Source organism: Angustibacter luteus, from assembly GCF_039541115.1.
GTDB lineage: Bacteria > Actinomycetota > Actinomycetes > Actinomycetales > Angustibacteraceae > Angustibacter > Angustibacter luteus.
Map to the genome: position 1 here is coordinate 919,688 of NZ_BAABFP010000005.1, position 18,068 is coordinate 937,755.

Here is an 18,068-nt window from a genome sequence, read left to right on the forward strand (position 1 = left end):
CACCGCCAGCCGATCAGCTCGCGAGGGCGGACTTCTGACCCCACTGCGCAGCCGTCTGGTTCCACATCGTGTAGCCGTTGTACTCCTCGAGCCCGCGGCTGGAGCCGACGAACTTCACGACGTCCCCCATCTTGGAGTGGTCGAAGAGCCACTTGGCGTCGGAGGGGCTCAGGTTCGTGCAGCCGTGGCTGACGTTCGCGCTGCCCTGCGAGCCGACCGACCACGGTGCGGAGTGCAGGAACTCACCGCTCCAGGTCAGGCGCATCGCCCATTCGGTCTTGAGCCGGTAGTAGCCCGGCTGACCCTTGGGGATCCCGACCGTCGTCGAGTCCATCGTGTGCTCGGACTCGCGCGACAGGATGACCTTGATCCCGCTGCGGGTCTCGGTCTTGCTGCCGGGGCGGCCGGTGCTGACCTTGAGGGTGCGCAGCACCTTGCCGTTCTGGGTGACGGTCATCCGGTGCGTCTGGGTGTTCACCGTGCTGATCATGGCGGAGCCGACGGTGAAGGTCGTATCGGCGTTCGTCGCCGTCCAGAGGTCCTTCTTGGTCTCGATGCCAGCGACGTCGGCCGTGACGTGCACCTTGCTGCCGCTCTTCCAGTACTTGCTGGGCCGGAAGATCAGCTGACGCCCGTCCAACCATCCCCAGGTCCCCTTGACGGCCGGGGTGGCGCTCACCGTGACGCGCTTCTCGATGTCGGCGCGCTTGTCCTTGTCGACGGGGCTCACGAACTGGATGACCACGGGCATGCCCACGCCGACCACGCCGCTGGACGGGATGACCGTGTAGTTCGCCGTGTCCTTCGGGGTCAGCGTGCGCAGGGTCGACGTCGTCGAGGTGGACGCGCCGTCAGCGTTCTCGGCCTTCGCGGTCACGGTGTACGTCGTCTTGGGCTTGAGGCCGCCGGTCGCCGTCCACACCGACTTGTCGGCGCTCAGCTCACCCTCGATGCTCGCGCCGCTCGCGGCGGTCATCGTGACCTCGCTCAGGGTGCCGTTGCTGGCCTTCACGGTGACCGGGGCATCCGGGCGCACCGACTTGGCCCCGTCGCGCGGGGTGATGGTGACGGCCGCTGCCGGCGACGTCGTCGTCGACGCCGAAGCGGACGCCGACGCGGACGGCGTCCCCTGAGCGGCAGCGTCGGGCGTGACCGACTGGCAGGCGGAGGTGGTGAGCCCGACCGTGAGCAGCACCGCGGACCACGTCAGCACGCCCTTGCGGCTCAGCAACGCGGTGGTGGTCGAACTCGTCATGCACATCCCCTGTGGCTGTCCCGGGCGGGGGGCACCCAGGTGCCGCGCGCTCGACCGGGACCAGATGGACTGACCGCCGCCGTGACGCGTCCCGGCAGGGGCGTCAAGATCCACGACGGCGTGGATCTGGCGACCCTCCGATTGTAGAGCACGAGGACAGGTCTGCCCTAAATCTCGCCGGCTGCCGCCGCGTCGCGCTCAGTGCGCGTGCACGCCACGCCAGTACTCGAACACCCAGCCGACGAGCGCGAGAGCGGCCAGCCCGACCCCGATGTAGAGCAACCACCAGCCCACGGCCAGACCCAGGAACATCACGGCGCACGAGGCGGCTAGCGGCAGTGGCCACCAGCTGTGCGGGGAGAAGAATCCGTACTCCCCCGACGCGGCCTCGATCGGCGCGGCCGGGTCGTCCTCAGGTCGCGGGTCGATGTGCCGGGCGGTGTACCAGAGGTACCAGCCGACCATCAGGGCCAGACCCGCGGTCAGGAACAGCCCCACCGGGCCGACCGGCTCGTCCCAGTGCGTGAGGATGCCGTAGATGATCCCGACCGGCGCGAAGAAGAACGCGCCGGCCCCGAACAGCCAGCTCTCGACCTTCACGTCAGCTTCCCTCGCCCTTCCGGTCCTGGTTCGCGGCCGTACCGTCGCCCGAGCCCACGCCACCGGACGTCGTCCCGGCGCCCTCGGCGCCGATGTCCGGCTCGCCGTAGAGGTCGTCGAGGATGGTCTTGTCAGCGGTCGGCTGGTCGAGGTTGGCGATGTCGGGGTGGTGCAGGTCGAACGCGGGACGCTCGGAGCGGATCCGCGGGATGCTGGTGAAGTTGTGCCGCGGGGGCGGGCAGGAGGTGGCCCACTCCAGCGACGCGCCGTAGCCCCAGGGGTCGTCGACCTCCACCAGCGGCGCCGTACGCCAGGTCTTCCACACGTTGTAGATGAACGGGAGCGTGGAGGCGCCGAGCAGGAAGGCGCCGATCGTGGAGAACTGGTTCTCCCAGGTGAAGCCCTCGCCCGCGACGTAGTCCGCGTAGCGACGCGGCATGCCCTCGACACCGAGCCAGTGCTGGATCAGGAACGTCATCTGGAACCCGATGAACAGCATCCAGAAGTGGATCTTGCCGAGTGTCTCGTCCAGCATGCGCCCGGTGAACTTCGGCCACCAGAAGTAGAAGCCCGCGAACATGGAGAACACCACGGTGCCGAACACGACGTAGTGGAAGTGCGCCACCACGAAGTAGCTGTCGGTGACGTGGAAGTCCAGTGCGGGACTGGACAGGATGATGCCGGTCAGGCCACCGAACAGGAACGTCACGAGGAAGCCGATGGACCACAGCATCGGGGTCTCGAAGCTCAGCTGGCCCCGCCACATCGTGCCGACCCAGTTGAAGAACTTCACCCCGGTCGGTACCGCGATCAGCATCGTCATGAACGCGAAGAACGGCAGGAGCACCTGGCCGGTGGCGTACATGTGGTGGGCCCACACCGTCACCGACAGCCCGGCGATGGCGATGGTCGCGAAGACCATGCCCTTGTAGCCGAACAGCGGCTTACGGCTGAACACCGGGATGATCTCGCTGATGATGCCGAAGAACGGCAGGGCGATGATGTACACCTCGGGGTGGCCGAAGAACCAGAACAGGTGCTGCCAGAGCATGGCTCCGCCGTTGCTGGCATCGAACACGTGCGCGCCGAGTCTTCGATCCGCGCCGAGGGCGAGCAGCGCGGCCGCCAGCACCGGGAACGCCATCAGCACGAGCACGGACGTGATGAGCGTCGTCCAGCTGAACAGCGACATCCGGAACATGGTCATGCCCGGGGCGCGCATGCAGATGATCGTGGTGATGAAGTTGACGGCGCCCAGGATGGTGCCGAAGCCACCCATGGCCAGGCCGAACACCCACAGGTCCGCGCCGAGGTTGGGCGAGTAGACCAGGCTCGACAGCGGCGAGTACGCCGTCCACCCGAAGCTGGCCGCGCCCTGCGGGGTGAAGAAGCCGATCGAGGCGATCAGGCCGCCGAACAGGTAGAGCCAGTAGGCGAACATGTTCAGGCGCGGGAACGCGACGTCCGGCGCGCCGATCTGCAAGGGCATCAGGGCGTTCGCGAACCCAGCGAACAGCGGGGTGGCGAACAGCAGCAGCATGATCGTGCCGTGCATCGTGAAGAGCTGGTTGTACTCCTCCGGCGTGCGGACGATCTGCAGGCCCGGGGAGAACAGCTCGGCGCGGATCAGCAGCGCCAGCACACCACCGATCAGGAAGAACACGAACGAGGTGATGAAGTACAGGTTCGCGATCACCTTGTGGTCGGTGCTGGTGAACCACTTGACGACGGTGCGTCCGAGCGTGGGGCGTCGGGGCTCGACCCAGTCGGCTTCGCGGTACAGCGCGGTCATCACTGGCCCCCCACGTTCGGAATCTTCTCGGCCTGGCCCGGCTCGAGGTTCTCCAGGCTGAGGGAGTTGGGCAGCAGGCCGGTCTGGCCCTTGGCCTTGAGCTCCGCCATGTGCTGGTCGTAGTCGGCCTGCGAGACGACCTTCACGGAGAACAGCATCTGCGAGTGGTACGTGCCGCACAGCTCGGCGCACTTGCCCGTGTACGTGCCGATCTCGGTCGGCGTGACCTGGAAGGTGTTCACCAGCCCGGGCAGCATGTCCATCTTCATCAGGAAGGCCGGCACCCAGAACGAGTGGATGACGTCGCGCGACGTCAGCACGAACTGAGTGGACTTGTCGACCGGCAGGTACAGCACCGGTGCGGCCGCCTGGTCAACCCCGCCAGCCGTCACCGGGGTCTGCACGCTCGCCTCGTAGACGTCGTTGGACAGGTAGTTGAAGTCCCAGGCCCAGCGCTTCCCCACGATGTTGACCACGTTGTTGGGGTTGTCGGAGACCTTGAGCAGCGTCGCCTCGTCGCGGGCCGTGTAGTAGAAGAGCGCGCCGATCATGAACAGCGGGATGACCGAGTACAGGATCTCGATCGGCAGGTTGTACCGCAGCTGCACCGGCACGCTGTCGTCGTCCTTGCGGCGGCGGTACGCGACCACGCAGAAGATGATCAGGCCCCAGACGAGCACCCCGACGGCGAGCGCCGCGATCCACGAGCCCACCCAGAGGTTCGTGACGACGTCCTTGTCCGTGGTCACGCCCTTGGGCAGGAACCCGCGCTTCTGCGTGTCGGTGCACCCGGTGAGGGCCACCGCGGCCACCGCCGCAGCGACGGCGAGTCGCGACACGCGGCCGCGACTCGGACGCGATCGAGGGAGCTGTCGCACGACGCACCTTTCGGACGGTAACCGCAGCGCCAGAGGGCTGCCTTCGAACAGGTCACAACGTACCGCAGCGTCCCCGCTCAGCCTGGGCAGGGTGGGGCTAGCGTTGCGCGCGTGCCGAACCCGCCGCAGCCAGCCCGCCGGCGCCTGCTCGACGCCGCTGCACCGCCGCTGTCGCCGGTGGCTCGCCAGACCCTGCTCGAGGCCGTCGACCTTGGCTGGGCGGACCCGCGCCGGCTCTACGCGGAGGGACGGCGGGCCCGCGCCCTGCTGGACGGTGCCCGCGAGAGCGTGGCCGGGGTGCTCGGGGTCGGCACGGACGCCGTGTCGTTCACCGGTTCCGGCACCGTCGCTCGCCAGCTCGGGCTGCGCGGGCTCCTGCGCGGCCGTCGCCGGGTCGGCGACGGGCTGGTGCTGAGCGCGGTCGAGCACTCGGCCCTGCTGCACACCGGCCAGTGGCACGCAGCCGGCGGCGGGACGACGTCCCTGGTGCCCGTGGACGGTCGGGGCCGGGTCGATCTCCTCCGGTTCACTGCCGCGGTGTCCGCCGGGGGCGTGGCGGCCGCCTGCCTGCAGGCCGCCAACGGGGAGGTCGGGACGCGGCAACCGGTGGCCGGAGCCGTCCACGCCTGCCGGACGGCGGGTGTGCCGCTGCTGCTGGACGCGACGGGGACGCTCGGGCGCGACGACCTGCCGGGCGGCGCCGACGTCGTCGTCGCGGACGCGCGGTCCTGGGCCGGGCCGCCCGGGGTCGGGGTGCTGGCAGTCCGGACGGGCGTCCGGTGGCGCTCGGACGGGCCCGCCGACGAGCACGAGCACGGACGGGTGCCGGGGGAACCGGACGTCCCGGCGGTGCTGGCCGCCGCGGCGGCGCTGCTGGACGCGGAGGAGCACCGGGCCCGACGCGCGAGTGTCGCGCACGCGTTGGTGGAGCGGATCCGGGCTGCGGCCGCGGCGGTCCCGGACACGGAGGTGGTCGGCGACCCGGTGGACCGGCTCCCCCACGTGTCGACGTTCTCGTTCCTGTTCGTCGACGGCGAGGCGCTGGTGCACGAGCTCGACCGGCGCGGCTTCGCGGTGGCCAGCGGGTCCGCGTGCACCGCGAGCACCCTCGAGCCCAGCCACGTGCTGGCCGCGATGGGGGTGCTCACCCACGGCAACCTGCGGGTCACCCTCCCGCTGGAACCGGTCGAGGCCGACGTCGACGCGTTCTGCGCGGTGCTGCCCGAGACGGTGGCCCAGGTACGGCGGGTGCTGGGCACGGAGGGGCTGTGAGCGACCAGCCGGTGGTGGTGGACGCTCGTGGCCTGCGCTGCCCGCTGCCGGTGGTCCGGCTCGCGCAGGCAGTGGCCGACCTGCCCGCCGGCAGCGTGGTGGTGGTGCGCGCCACCGACCCGGCGGCGCAGCACGACGTGCCCGCCTGGGCCCGGATGCGTGGGCACGAGTGGCTCGGCGCGGAACCGGACGAGCCCGACGGCCTGCGCCTCACCGTCCGGATCGGCCCATCCGGTTCGGCCGGTCCGTCGGTGGGCCGTCCTAGGGTGGTCCCGTGAGCGCCTCCACGAACGACGAAACGCCCATCGATACCACCCCGGTCACCGAGATCAGCAGCCTCGAGCAGCTGCGCGCCCTGGTCGGCGAGCCGATGGCACGGGCCGCGGCGAAGGACCGTCCCGCCCTCGAGGACGTGCACCGCCGCTGGCTCGCCGCCGCGCCGATGTGCTTCCTGGCCACCGCAGCCGCCGACGGCACCTGCGACGTGTCTCCGAAGGGTGACCCGGCCGGCGACCTGGCGCTGGTGCTCGACGAGCGCACGCTGGCGATCGCCGAGCGGCCGGGCAACCGTCGCGTGGACGGCTACCAGAACGTGCTGAGCAACCCGCACGTCGGTCTGATCTTCGTGATCCCCGGAAGGGACGACACGCTGCGGGTCAACGGGCGAGCCCGACTGGTGTCGGACGCACCCTGGTTCGACGACATGGTGGTCAAGGGGCACCGGCCGCTGCTGGCCCTGGTCGTGGACGTCGAGCAGGTGTTCTTCCACTGCGCCAAGGCGTTCCTGCGCTCGCGGCTGTGGGACCCCTCGACGTGGCAGCCCGAGGCAATGGAGTCCCGGGCCAGGATCGCCGCGGAGGTCGAGCGGTCCGACCAGAGCCTGGCCGAGCTCGAGGAGTACTACGGCCCGTCGTACGCCGAGCGCCTCTACCGCGGCTAGCGGGCGGCTGGTCGGCGCCTACCCGAAGGGCACCGGGAGCGGCAGCTCCAGCGCTGCCTCGAGCCGTCGCAGGTACTCGGCTCGGGAGACCTCCCTCACCCCGAGGGTGGCCAGGTGCTCGGTGCGCCACTGGACGTCGAGCAGCCGGTCGCCGGAGTCACCCGCCGCACGCAGGAGGTCGACGAGGCCAGCCAGCGCGACCTTCGAGGCGTCCCGCGTGCGGTGGAACATCGACTCCCCCGCGAACAGCCCCCCGATCGCCAAGCCGTAGAGGCCACCGACGAGCTCGCCGTCCTGCCACGCCTCCACGGAGTGCGCCCAACCGAGGTCGTACAGCCGCTGGTAGGCCACCGCGACCGCCGGCGTGATCCAGGCGCCGTCCCGGTGCGGGTCGGCGCAGCCTCGCACGACGTCCGCGAAGGCCGTGTCCACGCGCAGCTCGAATCGTGGCAGCGCCCGGCGCAGGGACCGGCTCAACCGCAGCTCGTCCAGCACCAGCACGCCGCGCGGGTCCGGCGACCACCAGCCCAGCGGCGCCCGACCGCCGGACCCGACGCCCATCGGGAACAGCCCGCGGCGGTACGCCGCCAGGACCGTGCCCGGCTCGAGGTCCGCGCCGACGCCGACCAGGTCCTCACCGGGCTCGGGATCGACGTCCAGGTCCCAGCTGGACGGCGCTGGCTCGGCCGGGCTCACCGCGCGCTCCCCCGCTGGCGTCCTGCTCAGACCCGGCTGATCGCCAGGTGCGGCTCGACCTCGGCCGCGGCGTCCGGGCCGTAGGCGTCGGCGAAGCGCTGCAGGAAGCCGCCCCGACCCAGCTCGTACTCCTGGGTGCCGACGGTCTCGATGACGTACGTAGCCAGCATCGACCCCACCTGGGCGCACCGGGTCAGGTCCAGGTCCCAGGACAGCCCCGCGAGGAACCCGGCGCGGAACGCGTCGCCCACCCCCGTCGGGTCCGCCTTGCGCAGCTCCTGCGCGACCGCGACCTCGATGGGCTCGACGCCGGCTCGCTCGATCCGTACGCCGTTGGCCCCGAGCGTGGTGACCCGGGTGCCGACCCTGGTGAGGATCTCGTCGGCGGTCCAGCCGGTCTTCTGCTCCGTGAGGTGCGCCTCGTACTCGTTGCTGAACAGGTACGTCGCACCGTCGATGAGCCGGCGGATGAAGGGCCCGTCGGCGAAGGCCAGCTGCTGCGACGGGTCGGCGGCGAAGGCGTAGCCGCGGGTGCGGCACTCCTCGGTGTGCCGCAGCATCGCCTCGGGGTCGTTCGCGCCGATGAGCACCAGGTCGAGGCCGCCGCGGGCGGTCGCGAGCGGGGTGAGCTCGATGTCGCGCGCCTCGCTCATCGCGCCCGGGTAGAAGGACGCGATCTGGGCCTGGTCGGAGTCCGTGGTGCAGATGAACCGTGCGGTGTGCCGCAGCTCGCTGGTCCGCACGCCCCCGCAGTCGACGCCGTGCCGCTCCAGCCACGCCCGGTACTCGACGAAGTCCGCGCCGACGGCCCCGACCAGCAGGGGGCGCAGACCGAGGTTCGCCAGGCCGAACGCGATGTTCGCCGCCACTCCCCCGCGGCGGATCTCCAGGTCGTCGACGAGGAACGACAGCGAGATCTTGTCCAGCTGCTCGACGACGAGGGAGTCCGCGAAGCGGCTCGGGAAGGTCATCAGGTGGTCAGTGGCGATGGAGCCGGTGATTGCGATCTGCACGGCGGCGACACTACCGTCCGCCGCTGCTGGAGTACCCGCCGGTAACGGCCTACGTTCAGTCCATGAGCAGTGCGACGACGGTGCCCGGACGCCGCTCCGGCCTGGACGAGGGTTCCGTGCACGACCTCTGGGTGGACGCCGCCCAAGTGGTCGTGCCGGTCAGTACGCCGCAGCGGCCGCACCTGTCGCCCGCGCAGGACTCCCTCGTCGTCCCGCAGGACGCGGCCGACCTCGTCGGCGGCATCGCCACCTACGGGAGCTGAGCGCTCCCGAACGCAGCGAAGCGGGGTACCCGACGTGACGTCGGGTACCCCGCTTCTCTGCTGGGTGCGGAGCGGGTCAGCTGAAGCTGTCACCGCACGCGCAGCTGCTGCCCGCGTTCGGGTTGTCGATCGTGAAGCCCTGCTTCTCGATGGTGTCCGCGAAGTCGATCGTGGCGCCGCCCAGGTACGGGGCGCTCATCCGGTCGACGACGACCTCGACCCCGCCGAACGCCTCGACCAGGTCACCGTCGAGGTCACGCTCGTCGAAGTACAGCTGGTAGATCAGGCCCGAGCAGCCACCGGGCTGCACGCCGATCCGCAGCCGCAGGTCCTCGCGGCCCTCCTGCTCGAGCAGGCTCTTGACCTTCTGCGCAGCCACGTCCGTCAGGACCACACCGTGGGCGGGTGCCTCGGTCGCGGTCTGGTCGGTGGACTGGGTGGTCTCGGTCATTCGCGCATCCCTACTCGTCGACTCGTCGATCTGGCGGCCACCAGCGGCAACCACCAGTGCGCTCGGCATGTTCCCGGTGCTCGGGAGAACTTCGCGCTCGCCGTCCAGCGTACGTCGTCACCGCGACCAGGTGCGCGCGACCCGACGGGCGCGGCGGGCCAGGGCGCCGGCGGGGTCGCGTTGCACGTCCGCCAGCCAGCCCTGCCGGTCTGCCACCGCGTAGGCGCCGGACACCCCCAGGTTGAGGGTCTCGCGGCGCCCGACCTCGACCTCGACGGCGAGCACGACGACCGGCAGCCCGACGGCCAGCGCCGACTCCGCCACCGAGGCGACGACCCCACCGCGCATCGAGTGCCAGCCGAACACCGACTCGCCGGTGACCACCAGGTCCGCCCCGCTCAGCCGCTGCGCGAATCCGGTGGCCGCGAGCACCTCCTGGACGCCGTCGACGCGGGTGGCGCCGAGCAGCAGCAGCGCGAAGCCGATCCCGCCACCCGCGCCCGCGCCCGCCACGCCCGCCATCCCGCTGCCGCCCAGTGAGCGCCCGGCGACCTGGGAGCGCTGCGCCACGTGGGCAAAGTGGCCCAGCGCGGCCTCGAGCTGCTGGGCCTGCTCCGGGGTCGCACCGCGCCGCTCCGCGTCCGTGGCGCTCGCGCCGTGGAAGCCCAGCAACGGCAGGTCGGACGACGTCGCCGCCACGAGCTGGACGCCGCGCAGCCGCTGGCGCACGGCGTCGAGCCCGCTGAGCGCATCGGCCGTCAGGTCGGCCAGCGCACCGCCGCCCCCGCCGAGCAGCTCGGCCGGACCGGCCCCCAGTGCCGCCAGGATGCCCGCGCCCCCGTCGTGCGACGCCGAGTCGCCGATGCCGATGACGACGCGGGTGGCCCCCGTCTGCACGGCGGCCTGGACGAGCTCGCCGACCCCGGTGCTGGTGGCCCGCCAGGCGTCGCGCCGCTCGGGCGCGAGCAGGTGCAGCCCGCAGGCCTGGCTCGCCTCGAGGTAGGCGGTCCGGCTGCCGTCGGTCTCGGTGACGACCAGCACCGCGGCCGGGACAGGCTCGCCGAGGGGCCCGCTGACCGTGACGGGCACGAGCTCGCCGCCACGGGCGGACAGCACGACGTCGACGAGGCCGGGTCCGCCGTCCGAGAGCGGGGTGGTGGTGAGCTGGTCGGATGGCGCCTGCTCGGCCCAGCCGGCCGCGATGGCGTCAGCGGCCTGCTGGGCGTCGAGGTGGCCGGCGAAGGTGTCAGGGGCGATCAGGACGCGCACGTCGGCATCCTCCCAGGTCAGGGTCGTCGGTCCGGACGGATGTCGGTCCGGGGCCCTGTGCGACGATCGTGGACGTGAGCACCTTCGCCGAACCGGCTGCCACTCCTGCCGCACTGCTGCTGCTCGGTCGCGGCCGTGACCTGGCCAGCGAGCGCGGCGTGGAGTGCCCCGGCGACCTGCCCGCGCCGTCCGACCCCGGACTGGTGGAGCGAGCACGGGCGGCGAAGGCGGCGCTCGGCGACCAGGTCTTCGTACTCGGGCACCACTACCAGCGCGACGAGGTCATCGAGTTCGCCGACGTCACGGGCGACTCGTTCAAGCTCGCGCAGCAAGCGGCGGCTCGGCCGGACTCGCCGTACATCGTGTTCTGCGGCGTGCACTTCATGGCCGAGAGCGCCGACGTGCTGACCGCCGAGCACCAGCAGGTCGTGCTGCCGGACCTCGCGGCCGGCTGCTCGATGGCGGACATGGCCGCGATCAGCCAGGTCGAGGACGCGTGGGACGACCTGGTGGACGCCGGCGTGGCCGACGACGTCGTGCCGGTGTCGTACATGAACTCGACGGCGGCCATCAAGGCGTTCACCGGGCGGCACGGCGGGACGATCTGCACGTCCTCCAACGCCCGGACGGCACTGGACTGGGCGTTCGCGCAGCGCCCGGCCGGCCGCGGCAAGGTGCTGTTCCTGCCCGACCAGCACCTGGGTCGCAACACCGCGGTGCTCGAGCTGGGCCTCTCCCTCGGCGACTGCGTGCTGTTCGACCCGCACAAGCCGATGGGCGGCCTGACCCGCGAGCAGCTGCAGAACGCCCGGATGATCCTGTGGCGCGGGCACTGCTCGGTGCACGGGCGGTTCAGCCTGGACTCGGTCAACGACGTGCGCGAGCGGGTGCCCGGCGTCCAGGTGCTGGTGCACCCGGAGTGCCGGCACGAGGTCGTCTCGGCGGCCGACCACGTGGGCTCGACGGAGAAGATCATCCAGACCCTCGCCGCCGCGCCCGCCGGGTCGTCGTGGGCGATCGGCACCGAGCTGAACCTGGTGCGCCGGCTGGCCCGGGAGAACCCGCAGCTCGACGTGACGTTCCTGGACCGCACGGTCTGCTTCTGCTCGACCATGAACCGCATCGACCTGCCGCACCTGGTGTGGTCGCTCGAGTCGCTCGCCGCCGGCCGGGTGGTGAACCGGATCGTCGTCGACCCGGACGTCGCGCACTGGGCGCGGGTGGCGCTGGACCAGATGCTGGCGCTGCCTGGGATCACCGCGAAGGACTGACCCTCGTCGAGCGACCCGTGGTCAGCCGACGGCGATGTAGAGCTTGCGCAGGGGTTCGTGGACGACCCAGGTAGTCCGGTCGCCGGCGTTCAGCCGGACCGCCGAGCCGGGGGCGAGCTCGAGCGTCTCGGCACCCTCGACGCTGACCGACGCCCGACCGGACAGGACGACGAACACCTCGTCCACCTCGGTGTCCCGGGCCACCCCGAGGTCGATGGACCAGACGCCGATCTCGGTGTCCCCCAACGTGTCCAGCGTCGCCGCCGCGGTGCGCGGCTCGTCGTCGACCGGGTCGGCGGCCGTGAGCGCCAGGGCACCGACGTCCGGGCTGAGCAGGCGGCTCACGAACCCAGCCCGCCGAGCCGCTCGAGGAGCACGGCCTCCGCGACGCAGACCCGCTCGAACTCGCCCAGGTGCAGGCTCTCGTCGGCGCCGTGGGCTCGGGTGTCCGGGTCCTCGACGCCGGTGACCAGGATCGCGGCATCCGGGTAGATGGCGGCGAAGTCCGCGATGAACGGGATCGAGCCGCCGATGCCCATGTCGACCGGCTCGACGCCCCAGGCGTCCGCGAACGCGGCGCGGGCCGCGTCGTACGCCGGCCCGTTCACGTCCGCCGCGAACGGCTGGCCCGTCTCGCGGACGACGACGTCGACCTTGACGCCCCATGGGGCGTGCGAGCGCAGGTGCTCGGCGAGCAGCTCGTACGCCTCGTTCGCGTCCTGACCGGGCGCGACGCGCATCGAGATCTTCGCCTTCGCCTTGGCGGCCAACGTGTTCGACGCCTTCGCCGTGGACGTCGCGTCGAATCCGACGACGGTCAGCGCCGGCTTGGTCCACAGCCGCGACGTCAGCGACCCCGTACCGATCAGCTCGACGCCGTCCAGCACGCCGGCGTCCGCGCGCAGCTGCTCCTCGGTCAGGTCCAGGTCAGCGGCCTCACCGCCGACCAACCCCTGCACCGCAACGTCTCCGGCGTCGTCGTGCAGCGTGGCCAGCAGCCGGATCATCGCGGTCACCGCGTCGATCGCCGCGCCGCCGTACATGCCGCTGTGCACCGCGTGGTCCAGGGTGCGCACCTCGACGTAGGCCTCGACCAGGCCCCGCAGGCTGGTGGTCAGCGCGGGCACGCCGATCTTCCAGTTCGTCGAGTCCGCGAGCACGAGGACGTCGGCGGTCAGCTTGTCCCGGTGGGCCTCGAGGATCCGGCCCAGTGACGGCGAGCCGGACTCCTCCTCGCCCTCGACGAAGATCGTCAGCCCCACCGGCGGCTTGCCGCCGTGCGCCCGGATCGCGGCCAGGTGCGCCATCACGCCGGCCTTGTCGTCCGCGGCGCCACGGCCGTAGAGGCGGCCGTCGCGCTCGACCGGCTCGAACGGCGCCGACGTCCAGTCCGCGTCCTCCCCCGGCGGCTGGACGTCGTGGTGGGCGTACAGCAGGACCTGCGGGGCGCCGTCCGGACCGGGCAGGTGCCCGACGACGGCCGGCGCGCCGCCCTCCGTGAGGATCTCGACGTCCTGCATCCCGGCCCCGCGCAGCAGCTCCGCCACCGCCTGCGCACTGTCCGCCACGTGGGCCTGGTCGAACGCCTTCTCCGACACGCTCGGGATCCGGACGAGCGACTCGAGGTCGCTGCGCACTCGGGGCATCTCACGGGCCACCGCGGCGCGCAGCTCGGCGAGGCGGTCGGCAGACAGGTCAGCAGGGGCCGTCGACGTCATGCGGGTCACCCTAGCCAGGCGTAGCGTTCAGCCGGTGGCGCAGGAGCAGGACGACCAACCGGACAGTGTCGGCACCGTCCTGGTCGCGCTCGCCGCCAACGCGGGCATCGCCGTCGCGAAGGGCGTGGCCGCCGTGGTGTCCGGCTCGGCGGCGATGGCGTCCGAGACGGCGCACTCGGTCGCGGACACCGCGAACGAGGTCATCCTGCTGGTCGCGCTGCGCCGCAGCGACCGCCCGCCGGACCGCGACCACCCGTTCGGCTACGGCCCGGAGCGCTTCTTCTGGTCCTTCGTGGCGGCGGTGTCGATCTTCGTCTCCGGCGCGGTCTTCGCCGCCATCGAGGGCATCGACACCCTGCTCGGCCCGGCGGAGGAGTCCGCCGGGCTGGTCATCTCCTCGGTCGTGCTCGCCCTGGCGTTCGTGCTGGAGGGGATCAGCTGGGTGCGCGCCACCCGGCAGGTGCGGTCCGAGGCCCGCCAGCACGACCAGACCGTCCGCCAGCTGCTGCGCTCGACCGACGACCCGACCGTGAAGACCGTCTTCTACGAGGACTCGGCTGCGCTGGTCGGGGTGGTGCTCGCCTTCGCCGGCATCTGGCTGCACCACCTCACCGGGTCGTCGGTGCCGGACGCCGTCGCCTCCCTGCTCATCGCAGCGCTGCTAGCGGTGGTCGCGTTCTTCCTCGCGCGCACCAACAAGAACCTGCTGGTGGGCAGCCAGGCCGACCCGCGGCTGATCCGCGCCGTCGGTGCCTGGCTGGCGTCCCAGCCGCACGTGGACGCCCTGGTCGACCTGATGACCCAGCGGATCGGCACGGACCGGGTGCTCGTCTGCGCGCGGCTCGACTTCGCCGACGACCTGGACGCCGCCACCCTCGAGGTCGTGGCCCTGGACATGGACCGCGAGCTGCGGGTGGTCTTCCCGGACGTGGCCGAGGTCTTCCTCGAGCCCGTCCCCCGGCACGACGCCCAGCTGAGGTCGGAGGTCCGGGCCCGGTACGGCGACCGGGTGGCCGCCGCGCTGGCGGAGGCGGGCCGCGAGCCCAGGTAGGATCGCCGCGTGCTCGGACGACGCAAGACCAGCGAGAACGTAGCCCCTGCCCCCGTCAAGGAGGGCCCCGGCAAGAACCAGCCGACCCCGAAGCGACGCGAGGTCGAGGCGGCGCGCCGCCAGCCGCTCGTCGCGCCGACCAGGCCCACCGGCAAGGGCAAGGGCGGCAAGGCCACCAAGGAAGAGAAGGTGGCTGCGCGCGAGGCCCGCGTGGTGTCCCGCCAGCGGATGATGGCCGGCGAGGAGAAGTACCTGCCGGTCCGCGACCGTGGCCCCGTCCGCAAGTTCGCCCGGGACTTCGTGGACGCCCGCTGGAACGTCGGCGAGGTCCTGCTGCCGGTGATGTTCCTCTTCCTGATCCTGTCCTTCCTGGGCAACGGCGTCATCAAGAACCAGAGCGTGTTCGGCGGGCTGGTCGCCGCCACCTACGTTCTGGTCCTGATGTCCGCCGTCGACGCGTTCTGGATGCAGCGCCGGGCCAAGAAGGCCCTGCGGGCCAAGTTCGGCGACGCCGTCGACCTGGGCGGCATCGCCTGGTACTGCGTGATGCGGTCCTTCCAGATCCGTCGCACCCGGGTGCCGCGCGCCCTCGTCAAGCGCGGCGAGTTCCCGGTCTAGCGCCGCCGTGGCCGACGCCTTCTCCGCGGGCCGCGAGCCCTGGCTCGCCCGCCAGGGAAACCTGCGCAACGTCGTCCGCCAGGAGCTCGTCAGCCGTCAGCTCGCGAGCCATCTCGACCCGGCCCCCGCGCGGGTGCTGGACGTCGGCGCCGGCCAGGGCACGCAGGCGATCCGGCTCGCCCGCCTGGGCTACGACGTCCTGGCCACGGAGCCGGACGGCCAGATGCGCGCCGCCTGCGAGGCTGCCCTGCTCGGCGAGCCGGCAGAGGTGGCCGGGCGGGTCCGGCTGGGCGCGACGCCGGTGGAGTCGCTCCTGGACGACCTGGAACCGCAGTCGTTCGACGTCGTGCTGTGCCACGGCGTCCTGATGTACCTGGACGAGCCCGGCCCGGCGCTGTGGGCCCTGGCCGACCTGGTCGCTCCGGGCGGCGTCCTGTCGGTACTGGCCCGCAACGCCGACGGCATGGCGCTGCGCCCCGGCCTCCGCCGGCAGTGGGCTGACGTCCTCGACCTGCTCGACGAGGCGCGAGAGCCCTCGCCGCACTACGTGAACGAGCTCGGCGTGCGGGCCCGCGCGGACCGCCTCGAGGAGCTCGCGTCGTACATCTCCGGACGGCGCATGCACGTCGAGGCCTGGTACGGCGTCCGGGTGCTGACCGACGGGGTCCCGGTCGACGAGCCGGCGCCGTCCGACCCCGACGAGCTCGCCGCGCTGCTGGACGCCGAGGAGCAGGTCGGGCGAACCGATCCCTACCGGCGGGTCGGCACGCTGCTGCACGTGGTGGGACGGCGTCCCGCGCAGTAGAAAGGGTGCACCCGAGCGAGGAGTCGAGCATGAAGCTGGCGTTCGTGTACGCACCCGTGACCGACCTGGACCAGGGGGCCGCGTTCTACCGCGACACGCTGGGCTGGGCGGAGGCCTGGCGCGACGGCGACGACACGGTCGCCTTCGCCATCCCGGACTCCGACGTCCAGGTCATGGTGTCGACCACCCCGCAGGAGGCCGGGCCGATGTACCTCGTCGACGACGTGGCCGAGTTCCTGGCAGCGCATGCGGACCTGCCGGTCGTCGTCGACCCCTTCGCGATCCCCGACGGCCAGGTGGCCGGCGTCGCCGACCCGGCAGGCAACGTGCTGTACGTGTTCGACCAGGCCGGCGGCGAGTCGTGACCGCGCTCCTGGACGTGCTCACCGCCGGGTACGTCGGCGACCGGGTGGCCGGGACGGTCACCCTCGTCCGGGACGGGGCGCTGGTCGCCGTGATCGACCCCGGCATGGTGGCCGACCGCGACCGGATCCTCGGCCCGCTGACCGACCTCCAGGTCGCACCCGGCGACGTGACCGACGTGGTCTTCAGCCACCACCACCCGGACCACACCGTCAACGCGGCGCTCTTCCCGAACGCCCGCATCCACGACTTCCAGGCCACCTACGTGGACGACCAGTGGATCGACCGCGAGTTCGAGGACGACGTCGCGCTGCTGTCGCTGTCCGTCCGGCTGATGCTCACCCCCGGCCACACGCCGCAGGACGTCACCACGCTGGTGGACACCGACCGCGGGCTGGTCGCCTGCACGCACCTGTGGTGGTCGGCCGGCGGCCCGCTGGAGGACCCGTACGCCGAGGACGCCGCCACCCTGCGAGCCTCCCGCCAGCGGGTGCTCGACCTGAAGCCGACGTTGATCGTCCCGGGGCACGGCGCGCCGTTCGTCCCGCTCCCCTCCACCCCGTTGTGACGCTGGACGCTCAGCAGACCGCGCAGGAGCTCGCCGAACGCGGATTGCACTGGCTGGCGCAGCAGCCCGTCGATGACGACCTCAGCCTGTACAGCGGCCTCGCGGGCGTCGTCCTCGCGCTGCTGGAGGGGCACGGGGACAGCGGTTTCGAGGCGTACGCCGACGCGGCCCTCGAGGGTGCACGGGCCCTGGCCAGCTCCGTGGAGGGCACCGAGAGCAGCTCGCTCTACTTCGGGAACACCGGGACCGCGTTCTGCCTGCGCGCCGTCCACCAGGTGCTCGGGGACGACGACGCCGGCCGCGCGGCGGACCGCGCCCTGATGCTGGTGCGGGAGCGGTTCGACGGCGAGCGCTGGAACGAGATGACCGAGCTGCTGGTCGGCAACGCCGGGATCGCGCTCGGTGCCCTGGCCGCCGGCGACGAGGAGCTCGCGCTGACCGCGGTCACGCCGTACCTGCGGCTCGCCGACCCGACGCCGGGTGGCGTCAACTGGAAGGTGCGGCCGAGCGAGGCCCGCTCGCACCACGTCGCCCACGGCACGCTCGGCATCGTGCTGGCCCTGGCCACCGTCGGTGCGGCGACCGGTCGAGCCGACCTGGTCGAGCTCGCACTGGCCGGCGCCGCCGACGTGGTGGGCCGGGACGAGGCGGGCCCGGACGGTTTCCTCGTTCCGCACTCGGACCCGCCGCACCGACCTGAGCTGATCGAGCGGTACAGCTACGGCTGGTGCAACGGACCGGCCGGCGACGCGCAGGTGTTCCGCCGACTCGCAGCAGTCACCGGCGACCCTCGCTGGGACGAGCTCCAGGACCGCTGCTGGAACACCGTGGTGGAGTCGGGACTACCCGCCCGGCTGCGTCCGGGGTTCTGGGACAACAACGGCCGCTGCTGCGGCACCGCTGGGGTGCTCGCACTGGCCTGCGACCGGTACGCCGAGGGCCGCGGCACGCTGGGGTTCGCCGGGGTGCTGGTCGACGACCTCGCCACGAGGGCGACGGTGGACGGCGCCGGGGCACGCTGGTCGAACGACGAGCACCGCGCGACCCCGAGCCGGCTGCCTCCCCGGAACGGCTGGGCCATGGGCAACGCCGGCATCGTCCGCGAGCTGCTGCGGTTCCACCGGCTCGCCGGCGGCGGCGACCCCGGATACGCCGTGTGCCTGCCCGACCAACCCGCGCTCGCCGGTACGGATCCCTACCACCCGGAGCCGGGACGCGAGCAGAATGCGGTGAAGTGACCGGCCC

General features: G+C 72.1%; 21 protein-coding genes. 11 read left to right on the forward strand and 10 right to left on the reverse strand.

The window, feature by feature from the left end; translation table 11 throughout:
- Window positions 1-13 precede the first annotated feature (13 nt).
- The 4 genes from ABEB17_RS13565 to ctaC all read right to left on the reverse strand — a co-directional run bounded on the left by ABEB17_RS13565 (window position 14) and on the right by ctaC (window position 4,486).
- Window positions 14-1,255 carry a L,D-transpeptidase gene (locus ABEB17_RS13565; protein WP_345717211.1) on the reverse strand — a complete coding sequence of 414 codons (1,242 nt, stop codon included), beginning with the start codon at window positions 1,253-1,255 and terminating at the stop codon, window positions 14-16.
- Window positions 1,256-1,453: 198 nt separating this feature from the next.
- Window positions 1,454-1,855 carry a cytochrome c oxidase subunit 4 gene (locus ABEB17_RS13570; protein WP_345717212.1) on the reverse strand — a complete coding sequence of 134 codons (402 nt, stop codon included), beginning with the start codon at window positions 1,853-1,855 and terminating at the stop codon, window positions 1,454-1,456.
- Between the two features lies 1 nt (window position 1,856).
- Window positions 1,857-3,647 carry an aa3-type cytochrome oxidase subunit I gene (gene ctaD, locus ABEB17_RS13575; RefSeq protein WP_345717213.1) on the reverse strand — a complete coding sequence of 597 codons (1,791 nt, stop codon included), beginning with the start codon at window positions 3,645-3,647 and terminating at the stop codon, window positions 1,857-1,859.
- Window positions 3,647-4,486, reverse strand: a complete 840-nt coding sequence (gene ctaC / locus ABEB17_RS13580; protein WP_345717214.1) for an aa3-type cytochrome oxidase subunit II — start codon at window positions 4,484-4,486, stop codon at window positions 3,647-3,649. The genes ctaD and ctaC overlap by 1 nt, the downstream gene beginning before the upstream one ends.
- A 150-nt stretch (window positions 4,487-4,636) precedes the next feature.
- Here ctaC and ABEB17_RS13585 point away from each other — a divergent pair, with 150 nt between their 5' ends.
- Genes ABEB17_RS13585 through ABEB17_RS13595 form a run of 3 tightly spaced genes read left to right on the forward strand, consistent with a single transcriptional unit; the run spans window position 4,637 to window position 6,737 of the window.
- Window positions 4,637-5,797, forward strand: coding sequence for a cysteine desulfurase family protein (locus ABEB17_RS13585; RefSeq protein WP_345717215.1), 1,161 nt, complete (start codon window positions 4,637-4,639; stop codon window positions 5,795-5,797).
- Window positions 5,794-6,075, forward strand: a complete 282-nt coding sequence (locus ABEB17_RS13590; protein WP_345717216.1) for a sulfurtransferase TusA family protein — start codon at window positions 5,794-5,796, stop codon at window positions 6,073-6,075. Before ABEB17_RS13585 ends, ABEB17_RS13590 begins: the two co-directional genes overlap by 4 nt.
- 26 nt (window positions 6,076-6,101) lie before the next feature.
- Window positions 6,102-6,737, forward strand: a complete 636-nt coding sequence (locus ABEB17_RS13595) for a pyridoxamine 5'-phosphate oxidase family protein (RefSeq protein ID WP_378226970.1) — start codon at window positions 6,102-6,104, stop codon at window positions 6,735-6,737.
- A gap of 18 nt (window positions 6,738-6,755) precedes the next feature.
- On the opposite strand, the gene aat is transcribed toward ABEB17_RS13595, so the two are convergent.
- Both aat and ABEB17_RS13605 read right to left on the reverse strand, forming a co-directional pair.
- Window positions 6,756-7,433, reverse strand: coding sequence for a leucyl/phenylalanyl-tRNA--protein transferase (gene aat, locus ABEB17_RS13600; RefSeq protein ID WP_345717218.1), 678 nt, complete (start codon window positions 7,431-7,433; stop codon window positions 6,756-6,758).
- Window positions 7,434-7,459: 26 nt separating this feature from the next.
- Window positions 7,460-8,446 carry a carbohydrate kinase family protein gene (locus ABEB17_RS13605; RefSeq protein ID WP_345717219.1) on the reverse strand — a complete coding sequence of 329 codons (987 nt, stop codon included), beginning with the start codon at window positions 8,444-8,446 and terminating at the stop codon, window positions 7,460-7,462.
- Window positions 8,447-8,508: 62 nt separating this feature from the next.
- On the opposite strand from ABEB17_RS13605, the gene ABEB17_RS13610 reads away from it, so the two are divergent.
- Complete coding sequence (locus tag ABEB17_RS13610) at window positions 8,509-8,709, forward strand: hypothetical protein (protein ID WP_345717220.1); 201 nt, start codon at window positions 8,509-8,511, stop codon at window positions 8,707-8,709.
- Window positions 8,710-8,785: 76 nt separating this feature from the next.
- Here ABEB17_RS13610 and ABEB17_RS13615 read toward each other — a convergent pair whose 3' ends face one another.
- Together ABEB17_RS13615 and ABEB17_RS13620 are read right to left on the reverse strand one after the other, a co-directional pair.
- The gene (locus ABEB17_RS13615; RefSeq protein WP_345717221.1) at window positions 8,786-9,160 is read right to left on the reverse strand and encodes a HesB/IscA family protein; all 375 of its coding nucleotides are present in this window, start codon (window positions 9,158-9,160) and stop codon (window positions 8,786-8,788) included.
- A gap of 117 nt (window positions 9,161-9,277) precedes the next feature.
- Window positions 9,278-10,429: a glycerate kinase family protein gene (locus ABEB17_RS13620; RefSeq protein WP_345717222.1), complete on the reverse strand. Its 1,152-nt coding sequence runs from the start codon at window positions 10,427-10,429 to the stop codon at window positions 9,278-9,280.
- Between the two features lie 74 nt (window positions 10,430-10,503).
- Here ABEB17_RS13620 and nadA point away from each other — a divergent pair, with 74 nt between their 5' ends.
- Window positions 10,504-11,700 (forward strand): quinolinate synthase NadA, encoded by a 1,197-nt coding sequence (gene nadA / locus ABEB17_RS13625; protein WP_378226957.1) that lies wholly within the window; start codon window positions 10,504-10,506, stop codon window positions 11,698-11,700.
- 21 nt (window positions 11,701-11,721) lie between these two features.
- Here nadA and ABEB17_RS13630 read toward each other — a convergent pair whose 3' ends face one another.
- Both ABEB17_RS13630 and ABEB17_RS13635 read right to left on the reverse strand, forming a co-directional pair.
- Window positions 11,722-12,045: a cupin domain-containing protein gene (locus ABEB17_RS13630; RefSeq protein ID WP_345717224.1), complete on the reverse strand. Its 324-nt coding sequence runs from the start codon at window positions 12,043-12,045 to the stop codon at window positions 11,722-11,724.
- Complete coding sequence (locus ABEB17_RS13635) at window positions 12,042-13,418, reverse strand: dipeptidase (protein ID WP_345717225.1); 1,377 nt, start codon at window positions 13,416-13,418, stop codon at window positions 12,042-12,044. Before ABEB17_RS13635 ends, ABEB17_RS13630 begins: the two co-directional genes overlap by 4 nt.
- Before the next feature lie 34 nt (window positions 13,419-13,452).
- On the opposite strand from ABEB17_RS13635, the gene ABEB17_RS13640 reads away from it, so the two are divergent.
- The 6 genes from ABEB17_RS13640 to ABEB17_RS13665 are packed head-to-tail and all read left to right on the forward strand — an operon-like array spanning window position 13,453 to window position 18,061.
- Window positions 13,453-14,469, forward strand: a complete 1,017-nt coding sequence (locus ABEB17_RS13640; protein WP_345717226.1) for a cation diffusion facilitator family transporter — start codon at window positions 13,453-13,455, stop codon at window positions 14,467-14,469.
- Window positions 14,470-14,478: 9 nt separating this feature from the next.
- Entirely contained in the window at window positions 14,479-15,087 is a 609-nt protein-coding gene (locus ABEB17_RS13645) for a DUF3043 domain-containing protein (protein ID WP_345717227.1), read from the forward strand.
- A gap of 7 nt (window positions 15,088-15,094) precedes the next feature.
- On the forward strand, window positions 15,095-15,892 hold the full coding sequence (locus tag ABEB17_RS13650; protein ID WP_345717228.1) for a methyltransferase: 798 nt from the start codon (window positions 15,095-15,097) through the stop codon (window positions 15,890-15,892).
- A gap of 29 nt (window positions 15,893-15,921) precedes the next feature.
- Window positions 15,922-16,257, forward strand: coding sequence for a VOC family protein (locus ABEB17_RS13655; RefSeq protein ID WP_345717229.1), 336 nt, complete (start codon window positions 15,922-15,924; stop codon window positions 16,255-16,257).
- Window positions 16,254-16,823: an MBL fold metallo-hydrolase gene (locus tag ABEB17_RS13660; protein ID WP_345717230.1), complete on the forward strand. Its 570-nt coding sequence runs from the start codon at window positions 16,254-16,256 to the stop codon at window positions 16,821-16,823. Before ABEB17_RS13655 ends, ABEB17_RS13660 begins: the two co-directional genes overlap by 4 nt.
- Entirely contained in the window at window positions 16,820-18,061 is a 1,242-nt protein-coding gene (locus tag ABEB17_RS13665) for a lanthionine synthetase LanC family protein (RefSeq protein ID WP_378226958.1), read from the forward strand. Before ABEB17_RS13660 ends, ABEB17_RS13665 begins: the two co-directional genes overlap by 4 nt.
- Window positions 18,062-18,068: the final 7 nt, after the last annotated feature.